We start from the raw sequence: 20,426 nt of genomic DNA, 5'->3' as shown, positions 1-20,426 counted from the left end.
CAGCGTCCTCCACTGCTGCGGTCATACACCAGGCGTGAGCCGGTCTCAATCGCGCCGGAAACCTTCGCTCGCCACCATCAGCTGACGGGTATAATCGGCGGAAAACTCTCTGGTCTCCAGCTGATGCACCTCCATCGACTCGACGATCTTGCCGCTTTTCATCACCGCCAGCCTGTCGCACATGTGGCTGATGACGCCGAGATCGTGGCTGACCATGACGAAGGTGAGGTTTCTGTCCTTGCGCGCCTGTTCAAGCAGATTGAGAATTTCCGCCTGGATCGACGCATCGAGCGCAGACGTCGGTTCATCGAGAAGGAGGATTTTCGGCTCCAGGATCAGAGCGCGAGCAATCGCGATGCGCTGGCGCTGGCCACCCGAAAGCTGGTGCGAATAGCGGAACCGGAAGCCGGTGCCGAGCCCCACCTCGTCCAGAGCGCGAGTGATGCGCACTTCTTTATCGTCCATGCCATGAATGGCGAGCGGCTCCAGCAGAATGGCATCCACCGTCTGGCGCGGATGGAGCGAACCATAGGGGTCCTGGAATACCATCTGGACATCGCGGTAGAAGCTCTTGTCGCGCGACTTCTTGTTATAGGTCCGTCCGTCCACAGTGAGGGTACCTTCCTCAAAATGGTTGAGACCGGCAATGGCGCGCAGGAGTGTGGACTTACCGGAACCGGATTCGCCAACGAGCCCAAAGGATTCACCTTTGGCGACCTCGATGCTGACCCGATCGAGCGCTAGATAACCGTCGAAGTCCACGACGATATCCTTGGCAGACAGCGCGACCGTCATAGGCGCCACTCCGCTTGACGTTGAAGGACCGGCAGCGGATGCCGGTGCTCGCCGATCTTCGGCAGACAGTTCAGGAGCCCCTGCGTATAGGGGTGTTGCGCATTCTGCAGATTGGCAGATGGCAGCTCTTCCACCACGCGGCCCGCATACATAACGAGCACACGGTCGCAGAAGGATGAGACGAGCCTGAGATCATGTGAGACGAAAATCAGGCCCATGCCGCGCTCACGGACCAGCTTGTCGAGAATATCTAGCACTTCCAGCTGCACCGTCACGTCGAGCGCCGATGTCGGCTCGTCCGCGATCAGAAGCTCAGGCCCGCAGACGAGCATCATGGCAATCATGACCCGCTGCCCCATGCCGCCGGACACTTCGTGCGGATAGAGGCCAAAGACGCGTTCGGGATCACGGATCTGCACCGCCTCAAGCATATCGAGCGCGCGCTTCTTCGCCTCGGCAAAGCCGATTCTCTCGTGCGTCTTCAGCGTCTCGACGATCTGGCGACCGATAGTCATGACCGGGTTCAGCGAATATTTCGGGTCCTGCAAGATCATCGCAATCTGCTTGCCGCGAATGGCGCGGCGCTGCTTAGCAGGCGCTCTCAAAAGATCGATATCGCCGAAGCGAAGTGCATCGGCTTCAATTTTTGCATGACCAGGGGTCAGCCCCATGATGGCGCGACCGGTCTGTGATTTGCCTGAACCGGATTCGCCGACGATGCCGAGACGTTCCCTGCCGAGCGAAAAGGAAACGCCCCGCACGGCTTCAACCAGGCCTGTTCTGGTCGGAAAACTGACCCGCAGATTGTCGACCGTCAAAAGAGGTGTCATCGCAGATGTGGTCACTGGCCAGCCTCCTTCGGATCGAGCGCATCGCGAAGCCCGTCGCCCAACAGGTTAAAGCCAAGGCTGACGATGAGGATGGCGGCACCCGGCATCGCGGCAACCCACCATTGGTCGAGAATGAAGCGACGGCCGGATGCAATCATCGCGCCCCATTCGGGGAGTGGTGGTTGCGCGCCGAGCCCCAGGAAGCCGAGACCGGCGGCAGTCAGGATTATACCTGCCATATCCAGCGTCACGCGCACGATGAGCGAAGAGAAACACAGCGGGATGACATGTTTCAGCACGATGCGCCAGGGAGATGCCCCCATCAGCTTCACCGCAGCGATGAAATCGGAATTGCGAAACGTCATGGTCTCGGCACGCGCAATACGGGCGTAAGGCGGCCATGAGGTAATGGCGATCGCCAGCACAGCGTTCTCGATGCCGGGACCGAGAGCCGCGACAAGCGCAAGCGCAAGAACGAGCTTCGGGAAAGCTAGGAAGATATCGGTGATGCGCATCAGCACCGCGTCGATCCATCCACCGGCATAGCCTGCGACGGTGCCGACGATCAGCCCGATCGGTGCGGCGATAATTGCCACCAGCACGACGACGAAGAGTGTTAGACGCGAGCCGTGGATTAAACGGGACAGGATATCGCGCCCTTGATCGTCTGTGCCAAGCCAATATCCATCGGCTCCTGGAGGAAGAAGGCGGGCGTTGCGCAAATCCCCCTGGACTGCGGAATGCGGTGCGAGCACATCTGCGAAGATCGCCACCAGGATCAGCGCCAGAATGATGCCGAGGCCAGCGAGCGCCAGACGGTTTTCCGAAAAGCGCCGCCAGATGACGTAGGCCCGTCCGAGCCGCGCCTGCTTTCGCGAGGTCGGGCGGTCGGAGAGAAGCCATTCGCGGCTATAGGGTTTCACGATGGTCATTGTATCCGTCATCGGCTGCGCGTCCTTGGATCGAGCGTCCGGTAGAGCAGATCGGACAGGAGATTGATCCCGATGAAGACGGCGCCGATCACGATCGTGCCGCCGAGCACGGCATTCATATCCGCATTCTGCAGGGAATTGGTGATGTAAAGGCCGAGCCCCGGCCACGAAAAGATCGTTTCGGTCAGAACCGAGCCTTCGAGTAGACCGGCGTAGGACAACACGATGACCGTCAGCAGGGGTACCGCGGCATTGCGCAGCGCATGGAACCAGATGATGCGTGTTTCTGACAGTCCCTTGGCGCGAGCAGCGACGATATATTCCTGAGCCAGTTCATTGAGCATGAAAGAGCGAGTCATGCGGCTGATATAGGCGAGCGAGAAATATCCGAGCAGTCCAGCGGGCAGGATGATGTGGCGGAAGAGATCCCAGAACACATCCCATTGGCCCTGCCACAGCGCGTCGAACAGATAAAATCCGGTCGTAGGCGTGAAGGTGAACTCGTAGACAATATCGATACGACCCGGATAGGCGACCCAGTTCAACTTGGCGTAAAACAAGAGAAGCGCCAGAAGGCCGAGCCAGAAGATGGGCACGGAATAGCCGATAAGCCCAATGACACGCACGATCTGGTCTATAATGCTGCCGCGCTTGACCGCCGCCAGCACGCCAAGCGGAACGCCGAAGATAGCACCGATCAACGTACCGAGCGTGGCAAGCTCAATGGTTGCCGGGAAGACGCGCTTGATGTCGTCCATCACCGGATTGGTTGTCAGCACCGACGTGCCAAAATTGCCCGTCAGAGCCTGCTTCAGGTAGATGAAGAACTGCTGCCAAAGCGGCAGGTTAAGACCGAGCTCTTCTCGAACGCGCTCCACCACATGCGCAGGCGCGCGATCGCCGACGATTGCCAGCGCCGGGTCGATCGGGATGACGCGGCCGATAAAGAAAGTTACCGCCAGCAGCCCCAAAAAGGTGGTAACGACGGTAACGACGAAGCCAAGAACGGCGATGAGGCGCCTGTTGGCACGGCGTTTGCCGTGCCTCAGGCTTGCGGGGGTTTCAACGATACTCAATGGACCAATCCTGCCGGATCATTCCTTGGAGATCGTGTAGACGTAGTTGGTATCGAAGCTTGGGCCGAGCTTCAGGCCCTTGAGCTTGTTGGAGTAACCTGCCACCTCTGTCTGCTGGAATACGATGACGAAGGGTCCGGTTTCCAGAACCTTCTTCTGCAGATCCTCATAGATCTTGGCGCGCTTGGCGCTGTCTTTTTCCAAAAGCGCCGACTGCGTTTCCTTCGTCAGCTCCGGAACGTCCCAGGCATTGCGCCAAGCAAGCGTCTTGTTCTTGCCTTCGTCGGAGTTGTCGTAGTTGATGGTAAACGTTTCGGCATTCGAGTTCGGGTCGAAATAGTCCGAACCCCACTGTCCGATATAGATGTCATGCGTGCGCGCACGATACTTGGTCAGCGTCTGCTTGCCATCGCCCGGAATGATTTCCAGCTTGATGCCGGCCTGTGCCAAGGTCTGCTGAACATTTTCGGCAATGCCGGTGACAGGCTGCGTGTTGCGCACGTCCATAGTGACTGTAAAGCCGTCCTTCAGACCAGCCTTGGCCAGCAATTCCTTCGCCTTGGCAACATCCAGCTTGTAGGGGTTCTCATCCAGCGCACCCAACTGCCCCTTCGGCAGGAAGGTCTGGTGGATTTCGCCGATGCCCTTGATGAGCGTCGCGCCAATCGCGTCATAATCGACGAGATATTTGAAAGCTTCCACGACTTCAGGCTTCTTCAGGTTCTCATTCTTCTGATTGAGGCTGAAGTAATAGACTGTGCCTTTGGGTGCGGAAGTGATGGAGAGACCTTCCTTTTTGGAAACGGCCTCCATATCGCCGGGCTCAAGGTTACGCGCCACGTCAATATCGCCGTTTTCAAGCGCCAGTCGCTGACCGGAGCTTTCCTTCATGTGGCGATAGACGACGCGCTTAAGCTTCGGCTTTTCACCATAATAATTTGGGTTGGCTTCCATGATGACGGCTTCATTGGCCTTCCAGCCGAGGATCTTGTACGGGCCGGAGCCCGCATAGCCGGTCTTCAGGAATTCATTGCCAAAGTCGGTGTCGTATTTGTAGTCGGCTGTTGGCGTCATCGCCTTGGCCTTTTCCATGACAAGCTTCTTGTCGACGACCGAGGCAACAGTCGCGGTCAGAACGTTCAGGACGAAGCTTGGCGCATAGGGCTTATCGACTGTCAGCGTGAAAGTATCAGGCGCGGTGGCCTTGGCCTTCTCCGTGACGTTGTCGCCCTTCAGGCCGAACTGCGTGAGCAGGAAGGCAGGGGACTTGTCGAGCTTGATGGCGCGCTCGAAGGAGAACGCCACATCGTCTGCCGTGACCGGATTGCCGGAGGCGAATTTGAGGCCGGGCTTCAGCTTGAAGGTATAGGTCATGCCGTCTTCCGACGTCGTCCAGCTCTCGGCCAGATCGCCGATAACCTTGGAGGTGTCGTTGAGGTCGATGGAAACCAGCTTGGAATAGGTGTTGCCGGTGACTTCCGCGGCCGACAGCTCGAATGCCTCACCCGGATCGAGCGTGATGATGTCATCGATGGCGAAGCCTTCCACCAGCGTATCAGCCGGTGTGGCGGCAAAAGCCTGGGGCGCGGACAGCGCAATCAGCGACAGCGCGGCGCTGGTTGCCAGAATGCGGGCCATTTTGTTGAGCGACTTCGTCATTGTTCTCCCCTTTATAGGTTTCATATCACTCTTGTTCAGGTCGGCTCATGCCAGGCTTGAGCCAGTACGCGTAGCCAGTTTTCCCGGCACATTTTAGCAAGTTCTTCTTCAGAGTAGCCAGCAGCTTTGAGCGCAGCAACCAGATTCTGATTGCCTGCAGCATCGGCGATTTCCGCCGGTACCGTTGCACCATCAAAGTCGGAGCCAAGCGCGACGCAATCGATGCCCATGCGCTCGACCATGTAATCGATGTGGCGGACCATATCGGAGAGCGGTGTGTCGGCATCGTCGCGCGCGTCGGGGCGAAGCATGGTTACGGCGTAATTCAGGCCAGCAAGCCCGCGGCTTTCCTTGATCGCATCCATCTGTCTGTCGGTCAGGTTACGCGCCACACCCGTCAGTGCGTGAGCGTTGGAATGACTGGCGATCAGCGGCTGATCGCTCGTCTTTGCCACATCCCAGAAGCCCTTCTCAGTGATGTGCGCGAGGTCGATCAAAATGCCGAGTTCGTTGCAGCGCTTGACCAGTTCGAAACCGGCATCGGTCAGACCCGGTGCGGTATCCGGCGACATGGGATAGGCGAATGGAACGCCATGGCCGAAGGCATTGTGGCGGCTCCAGACGGGCCCGAGCGAGCGCAGACCAGCAGCGTAGAATACTTCAAGCGCGTCGAGATCTTCATCGATCGCCTCGCAGCCTTCCATATGAAGGACTGCGGCAAAGATGTTGTCGTCCATCGCCTTGCTTATATCGGCCGTGGAGCGGCAGATTTTCCAGCCTCCTGCACGCTCCAGGCGATATGCGATGGCCATTTTTTCCATGGCAATATCGAGTGAGGGCTGGCGCTGAAGGGGGGCCGCCAAGGGCGTGACGTAGTGGCCATTTGCGTCCGGCTCCTGCAAAATCAAATCGCCAGAGGGGATATAAATGGCGCAAAAACCACCGGCCAGTCCACCGGCCTTGGCACGCCGCGCATCGATGTGGCCTTGCGAGGTTCCGCCGATGAATTCCTGGACTGGGTCCTGTCCCTTCTTGTCATTGTGCCACAAGCGCAAAAGCACATCATTATGACCGTCGAAAACCAATTGCATTTCAAGTTATTCCAGGATTGAAGCAGAACTTTATCGTTTTAAAACAAAGTCTTATAGATGGATTGAGTGGTCATGACGCAAGAAGACAAAACGCCGTGCCGCAATTCAGCAGATTGTCGTCGCACGCGATCTAGGACCATATTCCGGGTCTTCGCAAGCTTAAAATTGGTGCAAGATGAAATTATCGCCACAGCCCGAGTGGGATTCTCAAAACTATACAAACTGAGCGCGAACTAGTGCGTATTTTGCTCGCGAAAGATTTCACTTTCACCAAGCAGCCAGCGCCGGAACAGCACCACGGGGCCATGATTGATGCGAGAGAGTGGAGCGACCGCATAATAAGAGCTCGGGCTTTTGATCGGATGATCGAAGGCCTGAACCAGTTGTCCCGATTTCAGCTCGCTTTCGATGAGAAAAAGGGGCATCAAGGCAATGCCGAGGCCCGCAATGCAAGCCTGGGCGACACTGGAGAATTGCTCGAAGCGCATGGCCGGCGCCTGATGCGCAACAATGCCGGCGCTCTTGAACCAGTGGTCCCATGCGCCCGGCCTGGAGGCCATGTGTAGTAAAGGGAGCCCGACGATATCTTCGCCATTGCTGATTGGATGGCTCGTCAAAAATGCCGGGCTACAGACTGGCGCCACCATCTCGTTCATGAGAAAAACGCTTTCTGCCGCTGGCCAATCCGGCTGGCCGATGTGAATGGCCATATCGAGACCTTCCTTCTCGAAATCGAACTGCCCGATGCGCGTGGCAAAATTCAGGGTGATTTCCGGGTGGGCCGCAACGAATTTCGGGATGCGCGGCAACAGCCAGCGTGTGCCGAAGGTCGGCAGCATGGCAAGGTTCAGCGCATTGGCATGCGTTTTGGTCATGACCTGCAGCGAGGCGGAGCGAATATCGCCAAGCGCGATACCGATGGCTTTCGCGTAAGTCTCTCCCTCCCGCGTTAGCGAAACGCCCCGCGCCCCACGCTCGAACAGCTTCACCCCAAGCTGCTCTTCAAGTGACATGACCTGCCTGCTAATCGCGCCCTGCGTCAGGGAAAGCTCGTCTGCCGCCAGCGAAAAACTGCCCAGCCGCGCGACGGAATCGAAGGCAGCGAGCGCGCCGGTGGACGGCAGCAATTTACGGCTGAGTGAGGTCATGGTGCATTCCTATCGGTAATAGCTGAATGAGTAAACATGGCTTGCCCAGCAATGATGAATTGCCAATAATCGCAGCAACAAAAGTGGAGATTTCATCGTGAGCGACCGCGCATCATTCAATTGGCAGGATCCGTTTCTGCTTGAGGATCAACTGAACGACGACGAGCGGATGATCCGCGATTCTGCCGCCTCCTTCGCCAAAGCTGAGCTTCTCCCCCGCGTCCAGGACGCCTATCTCTCCGAAACGTCCGAACCGGAACTGTTCCGCCTGATGGGCCAGGCGGGCCTTCTTGGCGTTACGCTGCCGGAAAAATACGGCGCAGCCGATGCCAGCTATGTCGCCTACGGTCTCGTGGCACGTGAAGTTGAGCGCATTGATAGCGGCTATCGCTCGATGATGAGCGTCCAGTCCTCGCTCGTTATTTACCCGATCTTTGCCTATGGCTCGGAAGAGCAAAAGGATAAGTATCTGCCGGGGCTCGTTTCCGGCGAACTGATCGGTTGCTTTGGCCTGACAGAACCCGATGCCGGCTCCGATCCGGGCGGCATGAAGACGCGCGCTGAAAAGATCGAAGGCGGATACCGCCTTCGCGGCTCCAAAATGTGGATTTCCAATGCGCCGATCGCCGATGTCTTCGTCGTCTGGGCGAAGTCGGAAGCGCACAACAACGAAATTCGCGGCTTCGTTTTGGAGAAGGGCATGAAAGGCCTCTCCGCACCGAAGATCGGCGGCAAGTTGTCGCTGCGCGCTTCGATTACTGGCGAGATCGTCATGGATGGCGTGGAAGTGGGCGAAGACGCGTTGCTGCCAAACGTCTCCGGGCTCAAGGGCCCGTTTGGCTGCCTCAATCGGGCGCGTTACGGCATCTCCTGGGGTGTCATGGGCGCGGCGGAAGATTGCTGGTTCCGTGCGCTGCAATATGGTCTCGATCGTAAACAATTTGGCAAGCCTCTCGCCGGCATGCAGCTCTATCAAAAGAAGCTCGCCGACATGCAGACCGAAATAGCGCTTGGCCTCCAGGCATCGCTGCGTGTTGGCCGTCTGTTCGACGAGCACCGTATGGCGCCGGAAATGATTTCGATCATCAAGCGCAACAATTGCGGCAAGGCACTGGATATTGCGCGCCAGGCGCGGGATATGCATGGCGGCAACGGCATCCAGATCGAATATCACGTGATGCGCCACGCCCAGAACCTGGAAACGGTGAACACCTACGAGGGCACGCATGATGTTCATGCGCTGATCCTCGGGCGAGCCCAGACCGGGATTCAGGCATTCTTCTAAGCGACATCACCAAACATCCGGACCCGGCCAATGGCCGGGTCTTTTGCATTGCGAAATAAGTCATACTTTTAGATATTGCTGGTTGAAACAAGCGACCGGAGAAATAATATAAGAGGCTCACCGCCGTCTTTGGTTTCACCGAAGACATCCCGTTCCGCTTCATGCTGCAACCGACTTGCTGATTGAACGAAATGCACCGGTGTCCTGCCGGTCGGTAAAAAAACGCGAAGGTCTTTACATGCACAGCTATCCCGACGTTAAACTCTTCATCAATGGCGAGTGGCGCGACGCGCTCTCCGGCAAAACCATTGCCGTCTCCGACCCCGCGACCGATGAAATCATTGGCTCGCTTGCACATGCGGAAAAGGAAGATCTGGATCTTGCACTTTCCGCCGCCGACAAGGGCTTCAAGGTCTGGCGCGACACATCAGCCTTTGAACGTTCCAAAATCATGCGCAAGGCCGCCGATCTTCTGCGCGAGCGCATCGATTACATCGCCTGGCTGATGACCCGCGAACAGGGCAAACCGATCGCCCAGTCCAAAGGCGAAATCAATAATGCTGCCGACACCATCGACTGGTTCGCCGAAGAGGCGCGCCGCACATATGGCCAAGTCATTCCGGCTCGCTTCGGCGGCGTCTCCAATCTGGCCATCAAGTTCCCGGTTGGCCCGGTCGCGGCTTTCACGCCCTGGAATTTCCCGATCAACCAAGTGGTGCGCAAGCTTTCGGCTGCAGTCGCAACCGGCTGTTCGATCATCGTAAAGGCACCGGAAGAGACACCAGCATCGCCGGCAGAGCTTATTCGCGCGTTTGCCGATGCGGGCATTCCAGCTGGCGTCGTCAACCTCGTCTATGGCGTCCCGGCCGAGATCTCGGAATATCTCATTCCGCATCCGGTCATCCGCAAGATTTCCTTCACCGGCTCCACGCCGGTCGGCAAGCACCTTGCTGCTCTTGCCGGTAAGCACATGAAGCGTGCCACGATGGAGCTCGGCGGTCATGCGCCGGTTCTGGTTTTCGGCGATGCCGATCTCGACAAGGCAATCGAAGTTTCCGCTGCCGCCAAGTTCCGCAACGCCGGTCAGGTCTGTGTCGCGCCGACGCGCTTTCTCATTCAGGACAGTGTTGCCGATAAATTCATCGACGGCATCGTGAAATACGCCGAAGGCCTGAAGATCGGCAACGGTCTCGATGCCGACACCGGCATGGGACCTCTGGCCAATGAACGCCGCATTCCTGCGATGGAAGCCCTTATCCAGGACGCCGTTTCCCATGGCGCCACCTTGAAGACTGGTGGCAAGCGCATCGGCAACAAGGGCAACTTCTTCGAGCCCACCGTTCTGACCGACGTGCCGACCAACGCCAAGATCATGAACGAAGAGCCCTTTGGACCGGTGGCGATCGTCAATCGCTTTTCCACCATGGAAGACGCCATCGAAGAGGCAAACCGCCTGCCATTCGGCTTGGCATCCTACGCCTTTACCGGTTCGGTGAAGACGGCGCACGCGCTTGGCCAGCGCGTCGAGGCAGGCATGTTGACAATCAACCATAACGGTCTTGCGATCCCGGAAGTGCCCTTCGGCGGCGTCAAGGATTCCGGCTACGGCACGGAAGGCGGTTCGGAAGCGGTTGAGGCCTATCTCGAAACCCGCTTCGTCAGCCAGATGAACTAATCGATATCCACACAACAGGCCCGGATTGAAACCGGGCCTGTTTCATTTTCCGCCGTGCCATTCCGCCAATTCGCGCTCGGCTCTTTCCAGCGCACTGTAATTCAAAAGCTTGCGCAGATAGGCGATGGTGATGGCGCGGGTGCGCAGATTGTATCGTCCTTCCGCGTCGTCCTCGCCCGTCGATTGATGGACGTTCAGCTTCTCATAGAGGCTCTGAAGCCTGTTCTGCACGCTGCGCAGCGAGAGATTTCGGCGTTTTGCGATGGCCTTGTCAGTCAGACCCAGCGCCATGTCGATCAGAATTTCGTACTCCGTGTCGGAGAAGCCATGGGCTTTGCCAAGGCTCTTTTCCTGCAGGCCACGCACTTCGCGGTCAATCACGCATTGTGCTTCAATGAAAATGCTACGCAGCGCCAGTCGTAGGCGATCATCCGAGGCGGATTTCAGCACGTAGCCATAGGCAGCCCCTTCCGGCACGATGCGGGACACGCCGCGCACATAGGCCTCGTCTGAGTAGTTGGACCAGAAGAGAATTCGGGTATCCGGCCTTTCTTTCCAGATGGTGCGGGCGGCTTCGATTCCGTTCCGCTCGTTCATTTGCAGGTCCATGACGATATGAGCGGCACGATTCTCTCGTGCGAGCTTTTCACCCGCGCGACCATTTTCGGCCTCCAGCACGGTGCCGCATTCCGGCAACGCCGCCCTCACCGCTTCATTGAGATAGGCGCGATGCAGAACATCGTCCTCGATGATCAAAACATCCATGTCATGCCTCCTCGGGCTTGTCGGTGATCGCGGCAGGCAGCGTCAGAGTGATGCAGGTGCCTTTGCCCCGCGGGTTGGGGCCGAGATGAAAGCGAGCCGAGATTAGGCGCGCGCGTGTCTTCATATTGCCGATGCCAAGGCCGCCGCCGGTCGTCTTTTCACCACAACCACAGCCATTGTCTGACACCTTGACCAGCAATGCACCCTGGGCCGCTGACAGCACGACGTCGATCATCGAAGGCTGGGCATGGCGAATGGCATTGTTGACCGCTTCCTGCACGATACGCAAAAGCGACACCGCGACCGAATTATCCAGTTCCTCGACAAGCCCGTTGGTCATATCGGAGACGGACCAATCGATCGGCAGGCCGCTATCGCGCACCGACCGGTCGAGATAGGTTTCAATCGCCTGCACAAGGCCGAAGAGTTGAAGGATTGAGGGCTTGGCCTCTTCGATGATGCCACGCAGATCCTGCATGCATTGTTGCAGGCTGCGCATCACCGGCTCCAGCATTTCTCCTGACACTTCCGTCGCGTGGCTCATGCGCTCGATCCGGCGCACCAGCCGTGTCAGATCCGCCAAGGTCTGGTCGTGCAGATCCATGCCAATCCGCTGACGCTCGGCTTCCAGCGCCTCTGTGAGTTGGAGCGCCCCAAGACGCAAGCCTTCCTCACGGGCGTTGGCCCGTGCCTCTTCGATGGCGGAACGCTTTGCCTGCTCCGCGGCGCGGATCGCATAGAAATAGGGAGCCAGAAGGTCGGCGACAGCGCGGGCATTCGCCACATCGTCCATCGTATAGGCGTTGGACTGATGCGACGAACAGCTGAGCGCGCCGATAATATCGCCATGCACCTTCATTGGCACGTGCAGACGGCTATGCAGATCAAGCTCATGGATCGGGCTGGAAAAAGCGCCCTCGAAATGGAAGCGTGGATCGGCGCAGGCGTCACCGCTCAAGAGATAATCGACATTGCCTGAAAGGACGGCGCGAATGGGGCTACCGGTCAGAAGCGCCGGCGGCTGACGGCTCCAAGCGCTGGCAAGACCGCTTTCGTAGGCGATGTGATATTTGTCATCCAGTTGCTTGATGCAGACATCCATATGGTCATGCGGAATGATGTGGCTGATCTCGGTCGCCACCGCCTGGATGATGGCGTTGAACTCGAGTTGCCCCGCCAGCAGCCGCGAGATGCCCATGTAATGGTGAAACAGCGCGCTTTTTGGTGTATCCAGCATGTGCCGACGCCCTCCCAAGCATCTCCCGTTGCAGGCGACGAGACGTCGGTAGCCTGCGACGGTCCATTCTGCGCCCAGCCGAGCCGTTCGTCTTGCGGGAACCCGCAAGCTTTGTGCGTTGATCCGCACGAAGATTGCCGTGATGCGCCTATACAAGCCGGCTCTTCTTGGTCATTTTGGTTCTTACTGGGGAAAGGAGCTCCAGTGCAACGGAATTGCGTTTCCGCCGTGGGGAAGGTTTGCGGCGAAACATATTCCAGGCTCCGAAAGAGCAAGCCACAGGGAGGAAAATCAATGGCTTTTAGAAAGATGCTTCTCGCGTCGGCGGCTGTCCTATGCGCCGCGATGCCAATCACCGCTCACGCCGATACCTCGGCGAAGAAAATCGCGCTCTCCAACAATTATGCCGGCAACTCCTGGCGTCAGGCGATGCTGACGAGCTGGGACAAGATCACCAAGCAGGCCGTTGCCGACAAGCAGGTCGCTGCAGCCGACGCCTTCACTACTGCCGAAAACCAGGCAACGGAACAGGCAGCGCAAATCCAGAACCTCATCCTCCAGGGTTATGATGCGATCGTCATCAACGCCGCTTCTCCGACTGCACTAAACGGCGCGATCAAGGAAGCCTGTGATGCCGGCATCATCGTCGTGTCTTTCGATGGCATCGTGACCGAGCCTTGCGCCTGGCGCATCGCCGTGGATTTCAAGGCCATGGGTGAGAGCCAGATCGACTATCTGGCAAAGGCCATGCCGAAGGGCGGCAACCTTCTCGAAATCCGCGGTCTCGCCGGTGTGTCCGTCGATGACGAAATCCATGCAGGCATCGCAGCAGGCGTTGCCAAGAACCCACAATTCAAGATCGTCGGTTCCGTCAATGGTGATTGGGCGCAGGACGTCGCACAGCGCGCCGTCGCGGGTATTTTGCCAAGCCTCCCGGAAATCGCCGCTGTCGTAACGCAGGGCGGTGACGGTTACGGTGCGGCTCAGGCGTTTGCCGCCGCTAAGCGTCCGACCCCGACCATCATCATGGGCAACCGTGAAGATGAGTTGCAGTGGTGGAAGCAGCAGAAGGATGCCAGCGGCTACAAGACCATGTCGGTTTCGATTGCGCCCGGCGTATCGACACTCGCCTTCTGGGTGGCCCAGCAGATTCTCGACGGCAAGGATGTGAAGAAGGACTTGACCGTTCCCTTCCTTCGCATCGATCAGGATAATCTCGAAGAAAACCTGAAAAACACCCAGAAGGGTGGCGTTGCCAATGTGGATTACTCCCAGGCTGATGCGCAGAAGGTGATTGCCGCCAAGTAAGGCCGGCCTCACCTCCCATCCGCTGCGGTCGACTTTGTCGCCGCAGCGGCCATCTCTTATTTCCATCATTTTCAGATCGTTGGCGTTTTGCTCATGAATGACATCATCGAGACGGAAGAAGTCGTAGCCGCACGCGGCGTCAAGGTCGTCTTCGGCGCTGTAAAGGCGCTTGATGGTGCCGATCTCATCATCCGCGCAGGGGAATGTCTGGGCCTTGTCGGCCATAACGGCGCGGGTAAATCCACCATCGTCAATGTCATCAATGGTGGTCTGTCCCCACATGACGGCACGATTTCCTATGGCGGTGCGCCCGGTCGCCAGGGCATTGCGGCAGCGCGAGCCGGTGGCGTGCGCTGCGTTTTCCAGGAATTGTCGCTCTGCCCTAATCTCACAATCGTCGAGAATGTGCGGATCATGCATCCCACGATGAAGGGCCACAATTGGCGCGGTCGTGCTTTGTCAGCCATTCAGAAGACCATCGACGATATCTTTCCGGGCCACGGCATCGATTGCGAAGCGACGATTTCAGAACTCTCCATCGCCGAACGCCAGATGGTCGAAATCGCCATCAATTTTTGCCGCACGCCGGAAGCGCCTCGGCTCGTCATTCTCGATGAACCGACCTCCTCGCTCGACGCGGGTCTTGCCGAACAACTCATGGCTTATGTACGCCGTTTCGTGCGCGAGGGCGGCTCGGTCTTGCTGATCTCCCATATTCTCGGCGAGATCCTCTCGACCGCGACCCGCATCGTGGTCATGAAGGATGGACGCGTCGTGGCAAACCGCGCGGCAAGTGACTTTACCACGCGGACGCTGGTCGAAGCCATGGGCAGCGTCGTGAAGGATCAGGATACGCACAAGAGTGCCCGCGCTCGGTCCAGTGAAAAAGTTCTCTCCATGGCGCCGCGCCGCGGCTCAGAGATCGCATTCGAGGCCTATCGCGGAGAAATCATCGGCCTTGCCGGTCTTGGCGGTCACGGCCAGACGGAAGCACTGCTTGATCTTTATCTGGCGAAAAACAGTAGCTGGCTACCAAGTCGCAAGGCAGACCTGGCCTTCGTGGCGGGAGACAGAAGCCTGAACGGCACCTTCTCGCTCTGGAGCATCCTCAAGAACCTTTCGATCGCATCGCTTCGGGATATCTCATCTGCCGGACTGGTCGATAGATCCAAGGAAAGCGAACTCGGTGCCAATTGGAAGAAACGGATTGAAATCCGCACACCCGACATGGGCAACAAGATCCTCTCCCTGTCCGGCGGCAACCAGCAGAAGGTACTCTTTGCCCGCGCATTGGCGACGACCGCCAGCACCGTGCTGATGGACGATCCGATGCGCGGCGTCGATATCGGCACCAAACAGGAGGTTTACGACATCTTGAGAACCGAAGCGGCACACGGCCGAACCTTTATTTGGTATTCGACGGAAATGGACGAAATTCGCTTGTGCGACCGTGTCTATGTCTTCCGCGATGGCGCCATCCAGGCAGAGCTGGTCGGCGAAGAGATTACCGAACAGAATGTCCTAGCCGCATCCTTCTCAGGCGAGGCGCACGCATGAAGACTTCCGCCAACACACTTCGCCTCGTCATTCCCGCCGCGTCGCTCGCCTTCCTGCTGATAGCCGTCTTCTACATGCAGCCGCGAGCCATGAGCTATACAGGCATGAACCTGCTGTTCAATCTGGCGGTACCGATCGCGCTGGCAACCATTGCGCAGATGCTGATCATGTCCGTCAACGATCTCGACCTGTCGATGGGCACCTTCGTCAGTTTTTGTGCCTGCGTGACCGCAACGTTTCTTCAGGATTCCCCGATCATCGGCGTCGCAATCTTTGCCGCGGCGATTGCCGTCTACGCCGTGCTCGGGGCAATCATTCATCTGCGCGCCCTCCCCTCCATCGTCGTGACACTTGGAATGAGCTTTGTCTGGGGCGGCCTTGCGGTTCTGATCCTGCCCTCCCCCGGCGGACAGGCGCCTGCCTTCGTGCGCGCCTTGATGACCGCCAAGCCTCCCTTCGTCCCGATCGCCATCATCGCCAGCATAGTGATTGCGGTCGTCGCCCATTACATCGTCATGCGATCCTCCTTCGGTGTGCTGATGCGCGGCGTTGGCGGCAATCTGCGCTCCGTCGAGCGGTCCGGCTGGTCGGTGGTCGGCATTCGTTCCGCAACCTTTGCCCTGGCGGGTTTCTTTGCCGTGCTGTCAGGCATTGCGCTCGTCGGGCTGACAACCTCGGCCGATGCCAATATCGCGCTTCGCTACACGCTTCTATCGATTGCAGGCGTCATTCTTGGCGGCGGCGAATTCGTCGGCGGGCGTGTGTCTCCCATCGGCGCGGTGATCGGCGCCTTGACGCTGACACTTGCGGGCTCATTCCTGTCCTTCATGCGTATTTCGCCGGACTGGCAGATCGGTGCGCAGGGCGCGATCCTCATCATCGTGCTCGCCTTGCGTCTTTTGCTCAACCGTCTTGAAAAGCGGGAGAAAATCCAATGAGCCGCCTCGCTGCCTTAGCCAAAAGACCTTGGATCTGGTCCTTCGCCGCAACCGTTGCGGTTTGGATCATCACTGTGATGTTCACTGGCGGCGCAAGCTCGTTCGGGCTGTCACACGCCGCTCTTACCTTCGCCGCTTTTTCGGTCATCGTCGGCATTGGACAGATGTTTGTCATCACGCTCGGTCCCGGCAACATCGATCTTTGCGTCCCGGCCACGATGACGCTATCCGGCACGCTTGCGCTGAAGTTCATGGATGTCTCCGACAGTCTCGTCCTGCCGGGTCTGCTGGTGGCCGTCCTGATCGGAATCGCGATCGGCATCGGTAACTACACATTGATCAAACTCCTGCGCATCCCGCCAATCATCGCGACGCTGTCCATGAGCTTCATCGTCCAATCGATCGCGATCTGGTCCAATCGCGGGCTGCGAATCAAGCCGCCCGAAACGCTGGCGAATTTCGCGATATCAAGCTCGTTCGGCATACCGAATGTCGCGCTCGTTGCGCTTCTCCTTTCGGTCGTCGCATGGGTACTGCTCGACAGGTCGTTCTACGGACGCTGGATATCGGCCATCGGTCAGAGCACTTTCGCTGCCCGCATGACCGGCATTCCCGTCGATGGCGCGCGCTGCATAACCTACATCTTCTGTTCCGTTCTGGCAGCGATCGCCGGATACCTTCTGGCAAGCTTTTCGGGCGGTGCGGCCCTTAATATGGGGTCGGAGTATCTTTTGATGTCGATCGCCGTCGTCGTCATCGGCGGCACGGCAGTTGCTGGAGGTGACTCCAACGTGCCGGGAATCTGGGGCGCATCGCTCTTCATGTTTCTCGTGGTGTCGATGCTGAACACCTATGGCTTCGGTGCCGGTGCGCGACTGATCCTCACTGGCCTCATTATCATCTCCGTGATTTTCCTGGCGAGCGGCCCAAAGGCCACGCGCTAAACGAAACCAACACCTCTCAGGCCGATTGACGCTCATGACCAAAGATCAAAGCTCCGTTTATGACATTCGCGACGAACGCTTCCGTCACCTGATCGTCGGCAACGCCGAACTTGAAGAACTCTATTCCGGCTGCCGCTGGAGCGAAGGCCCAGTCTGGTTTGCGGATCTCAATTGCCTGCTGTTCAGCGACATCCCCAACCAGCGCATTCTTCGCTGGGTGCCGGACGGCGGAATTTCCGTTTTTCGCCAGCCCTCCAATTTCGCCAATGGCAACACTCGCGACCGCCAGGGCCGGCTAATCTCCTGCGAACACGGGGGTCGCCGCGTGACCAGAACCGAAGTCGACGGCTCGATTACAGTGCTGGCCGACAGCTATAACGGCAAGCGATTGAACTCACCCAATGATGTGGTGGTCAAATCCGATGGCAGCATCTGGTTTACCGATCCCACCTACGGAATTCTCTCCGATTACGAGGGCTACAAGTCTCAACCTGAGCAGAAGACCCGGAATGTCTACAGGATTGATCCCACGTCCGGACAGGTCGAGATCGCCGTCGACGACTTCATGCAGCCGAATGGCCTGGCATTCTCCCCTGACGAAACGAAGCTCTATGTCGCCGACAGCTCCTATAGTCACGACGTTTCGCGCCCGCGCCATATTAGAGTGTTTGACGTGATTGATGGCGTAAGGCTGGCAAATGGACGAGAGTTCTGCAATCTTGACAGTGGCCTGCCCGACGGCTTCCGCCTCGACACGGCTGGCAACCTCTGGACCAGTGCCGGTGACGGTGTCCATTGTTTTTCGCCTGAAGGCACGTTGCTGGGCAAGATCAAGGTGCCGCAGACGGTGGCCAACGTGACATTTGGCGGTCCAAAGAAGAACCGGCTTTTCATCACGGCAACCAAATCGCTGTACTCCGTCTATCTCGCAACGACGGGTGCGCAAACGCCGTAACGCCGGACAGTAGCTTCGGGCTCTGAAAGACGGAATTCGTCGGAAAAATCATCGCTCCCAAACTCGAGGAGCGATCCTGAGACTCATGTCAACGATCGTTATCTGCCAAAAGTAGTAACGTTATTTTTACCATAGACCGTTAGATTGATGCCAGACAAACGCTACCCGTGAATTTCTTCAGGGGTTGTCTTTCTCGCCCGCATGATGCGCCCGGGTCTCGTCTAAAGATGCCGTCTGATCCGATAGCGCGGACCATAAAGAATGGTCGATGCGGAGTTTCCAAGTCTCATGCGATGAGAAAATCAACCTGACCGACGCAGGCAGACTCACGACGTGTGCGCCTGTTGCTCATGCTGCCAACATGCCAATCAAGCGGCCATTCAGGGCTGTTTTGTAAGTACCCCCACTCCACTTCGATTGACCTGTCCCTCTGGCCTTAGCCGCTGGATGCAGGTTGACGAGCGCGGAGCCCACAACGACCCGCCCCCAAAGCGGTTATCAATAACCCACTCTTTATGCCGATCCTCACCATTTTAGTTTTCATCATCCTCTGTCCAAGCAATGGCTTGGCATTGATGTCTTCTCGACAATTACTACCTCGCGTTCAGGGACGTTTGATATGCGGTTCACCATCAAAGCAAAGCTGGCTCTCACCTTCGGTCTTCTCATTTTTATGTTAGCCGGCACTTCTGGATACGGCATCTATAGCCTCGGCATCGCCAGGGACGCGATGAACGAAGTGGTTGAAGGCACTGTTCCACGTCTCGACAAGGTGCATCAGATTAATGCCTTGTCGCTTGTGACAATCCGGGCGCAAAAAAACATGATCCTGGCGAAGTCGCCTGCCGAAGTGCTTCAGCACAAGAAAGTGGGAGATGAAAGCAAAGCGCATCTCACGGAGCTGTTGAATGAGATGGCTGCCACGGCGAGTCCTGAGACGCGTTCCTATTGGGCGGACTTGCAGTCGATCACCACAGCCTTCGACGCCAGCGACAATCGCGTGCGCGCGCTACTCGACGAAGGAAACACCGCTGCGGCCGAGGCTTACTCCGCCGGAGAAGGACGTAACGCCGCGAATGCCCTTACGAAGAAGCTCGATGAAGGTGTCCAGATGAATAGGACACGACTGCAGGAGTCCAAACAGGTAGCCTCAGACGACTATGATCAGACGCGATTTATGCTGATTTCGTGCTCTATCGCAGCGATTCTTATCGCCGCCTTCACTGCCTTTTGGATTGCGATGGGTATCAGTTCGGGGTTACGCAAGGTTATGACCGTGGCAGAAGCGATTGCTGTGGGCGACCTTGAGCGGGATGTCCAAATCCGTAGCAACGACGAGATCAAAGACCTTGTCGATCGGGTCAACACAATGACACGTAATCTGCGCGCGACAGCCGATGTTGCTGGCACGATTGCCGCTGGCGATCTTTCAAAGGACGTGAAGCCTCTTTCGGAAAAGGACACGCTTGGCATCGCAATGCTCGAAATGGTGACCAATCTGCGCGAGACAGCGAGCGTCGCGGACAAAATTTCAAACGGCGATCTGACGGTGACACCAAAGCCTTTGTCAGAACGGGACACGCTCGGGATCGCCTTGCAGTCGATGGTTGAACGTCTGCGTGGCGTGGTGGGCGATGCGCTCGCCGCAGCCGACAACGTCTCTTCCGGTAGTCAGGAACTGTCCTCGTCTTCCGAACAGCTTTCGCAGGGCGCGACCGAACAGGCATCTTCTGCCGAAGAAGCCTCCGCCTCGATGGAAGAGATGGCAGCAAACATCAAGCAGAACGCCGATAACGCTGCACAGACCGAGAAGATCGCGCGTCAGTCGTCCAAGGATGCCGAAGCCAGTGGCGAAGCTGTGGGCCGTGCCGTCGTTGCAATGCGTACCATTGCGCAGAAGATATCCATCGTTCAGGAAATCGCTCGTCAGACAGACCTTCTGGCATTGAATGCCGCCGTCGAAGCTGCTCGTGCCGGAGAACACGGCAAGGGCTTTGCCGTCGTGGCCTCCGAAGTCCGAAAGCTTGCAGAGCGCAGCCAGGCAGCGGCAGCCGAAATCTCTTCGCTCTCCGGTGAAACCGTTCAGGTCGCAACCGAAGCTGGTGAGATGCTGAACCGTCTGGTTCCAGATATCCGCAAGACCGCAGAACTGGTCTCGGAAATCTCTGCTGCCTGCCGTGAGCAGGACATCGGTGCAAGTCAGATCAACGAAGCGATCCAGCAGCTCGACA

The 20,426-nt window shown here is 57.8% G+C and carries 17 protein-coding genes; 8 read left to right on the top strand and 9 right to left on the bottom strand.

Annotation, left to right across the window (positions count from 1 at the left end; translation table 11 throughout):
* Nucleotides 1-45: 45 nt before the first annotated feature.
* The 7 genes from QZ862_RS13895 to QZ862_RS13865 form a co-directional block, all read right to left on the bottom strand.
* Nucleotides 46-795, bottom strand: a complete 750-nt coding sequence (locus tag QZ862_RS13895) for an ABC transporter ATP-binding protein (protein WP_296084073.1) — start codon at nt 793-795, stop codon at nt 46-48.
* On the bottom strand, nt 792-1,625 hold the full coding sequence (locus QZ862_RS13890) for an ABC transporter ATP-binding protein (protein WP_113179172.1): 834 nt from the start codon (nt 1,623-1,625) through the stop codon (nt 792-794). The genes QZ862_RS13895 and QZ862_RS13890 overlap by 4 nt, the downstream gene beginning before the upstream one ends.
* A gap of 11 nt (nt 1,626-1,636) precedes the next feature.
* Entirely contained in the window at nt 1,637-2,569 is a 933-nt protein-coding gene (locus QZ862_RS13885; RefSeq protein WP_113179171.1) for an ABC transporter permease, read from the bottom strand.
* Nucleotides 2,566-3,633 (bottom strand): ABC transporter permease, encoded by a 1,068-nt coding sequence (locus tag QZ862_RS13880; RefSeq protein WP_296100593.1) that lies wholly within the window; start codon nt 3,631-3,633, stop codon nt 2,566-2,568. Before QZ862_RS13880 ends, QZ862_RS13885 begins: the two co-directional genes overlap by 4 nt.
* Before the next feature lie 18 nt (nt 3,634-3,651).
* Nucleotides 3,652-5,292, bottom strand: a complete 1,641-nt coding sequence (locus QZ862_RS13875) for an ABC transporter substrate-binding protein (RefSeq protein WP_296035670.1) — start codon at nt 5,290-5,292, stop codon at nt 3,652-3,654.
* Nucleotides 5,293-5,327: 35 nt separating this feature from the next.
* Nucleotides 5,328-6,383, bottom strand: a complete 1,056-nt coding sequence (locus tag QZ862_RS13870; RefSeq protein WP_296100592.1) for a dipeptidase — start codon at nt 6,381-6,383, stop codon at nt 5,328-5,330.
* A gap of 233 nt (nt 6,384-6,616) precedes the next feature.
* Entirely contained in the window at nt 6,617-7,531 is a 915-nt protein-coding gene (locus QZ862_RS13865) for a LysR family transcriptional regulator (protein ID WP_296100591.1), read from the bottom strand.
* 97 nt (nt 7,532-7,628) lie between these two features.
* Between QZ862_RS13865 and QZ862_RS13860 the strand changes: the two genes are divergently transcribed.
* Together QZ862_RS13860 and QZ862_RS13855 are read left to right on the top strand one after the other, a co-directional pair.
* On the top strand, nt 7,629-8,816 hold the full coding sequence (locus tag QZ862_RS13860; RefSeq protein WP_296100590.1) for an acyl-CoA dehydrogenase: 1,188 nt from the start codon (nt 7,629-7,631) through the stop codon (nt 8,814-8,816).
* 238 nt (nt 8,817-9,054) lie between these two features.
* Entirely contained in the window at nt 9,055-10,491 is a 1,437-nt protein-coding gene (locus QZ862_RS13855) for an NAD-dependent succinate-semialdehyde dehydrogenase (protein WP_296100589.1), read from the top strand.
* Nucleotides 10,492-10,533: 42 nt separating this feature from the next.
* Here QZ862_RS13855 and QZ862_RS13850 read toward each other — a convergent pair whose 3' ends face one another.
* Nucleotides 10,534-11,256, bottom strand: a complete 723-nt coding sequence (locus tag QZ862_RS13850) for a response regulator transcription factor (protein WP_296015490.1) — start codon at nt 11,254-11,256, stop codon at nt 10,534-10,536.
* A gap of 1 nt (nt 11,257) precedes the next feature.
* Nucleotides 11,258-12,493 (bottom strand): GAF domain-containing sensor histidine kinase, encoded by a 1,236-nt coding sequence (locus QZ862_RS13845; RefSeq protein ID WP_296100587.1) that lies wholly within the window; start codon nt 12,491-12,493, stop codon nt 11,258-11,260.
* Nucleotides 12,494-12,787: 294 nt separating this feature from the next.
* Between QZ862_RS13845 and QZ862_RS13840 the strand changes: the two genes are divergently transcribed.
* The 6 genes from QZ862_RS13840 to QZ862_RS13815 all read left to right on the top strand — a co-directional run.
* The gene (locus QZ862_RS13840; RefSeq protein ID WP_296035444.1) at nt 12,788-13,801 is read left to right on the top strand and encodes an ABC transporter substrate-binding protein; all 1,014 of its coding nucleotides are present in this window, start codon (nt 12,788-12,790) and stop codon (nt 13,799-13,801) included.
* 93 nt (nt 13,802-13,894) lie between these two features.
* Entirely contained in the window at nt 13,895-15,358 is a 1,464-nt protein-coding gene (locus tag QZ862_RS13835) for a sugar ABC transporter ATP-binding protein (protein ID WP_296100586.1), read from the top strand.
* Nucleotides 15,355-16,296: an ABC transporter permease gene (locus QZ862_RS13830; protein ID WP_296100585.1), complete on the top strand. Its 942-nt coding sequence runs from the start codon at nt 15,355-15,357 to the stop codon at nt 16,294-16,296. The genes QZ862_RS13835 and QZ862_RS13830 overlap by 4 nt, the downstream gene beginning before the upstream one ends.
* Nucleotides 16,293-17,240, top strand: coding sequence for an ABC transporter permease (locus QZ862_RS13825; RefSeq protein ID WP_296035450.1), 948 nt, complete (start codon nt 16,293-16,295; stop codon nt 17,238-17,240). Before QZ862_RS13830 ends, QZ862_RS13825 begins: the two co-directional genes overlap by 4 nt.
* 34 nt (nt 17,241-17,274) lie before the next feature.
* A complete protein-coding gene (locus QZ862_RS13820; protein ID WP_296100583.1) occupies nt 17,275-18,195 on the top strand; it encodes an SMP-30/gluconolactonase/LRE family protein in 921 nt (306 codons plus the stop codon).
* 619 nt (nt 18,196-18,814) lie between these two features.
* On the top strand, nt 18,815-20,426 hold a 1,612-nt coding region (locus tag QZ862_RS13815; protein ID WP_296100582.1), incomplete at its 3' end, for a methyl-accepting chemotaxis protein.

Source organism: uncultured Agrobacterium sp. (genome assembly GCA_913777615.1).
In the GTDB taxonomy this organism is placed as follows: Bacteria; Pseudomonadota; Alphaproteobacteria; order Rhizobiales; family Rhizobiaceae; genus Agrobacterium.
The sequence above is the reverse complement of the archived record's forward strand: the minus strand, read 5'-3'. Positions and strand labels throughout refer to the sequence as shown.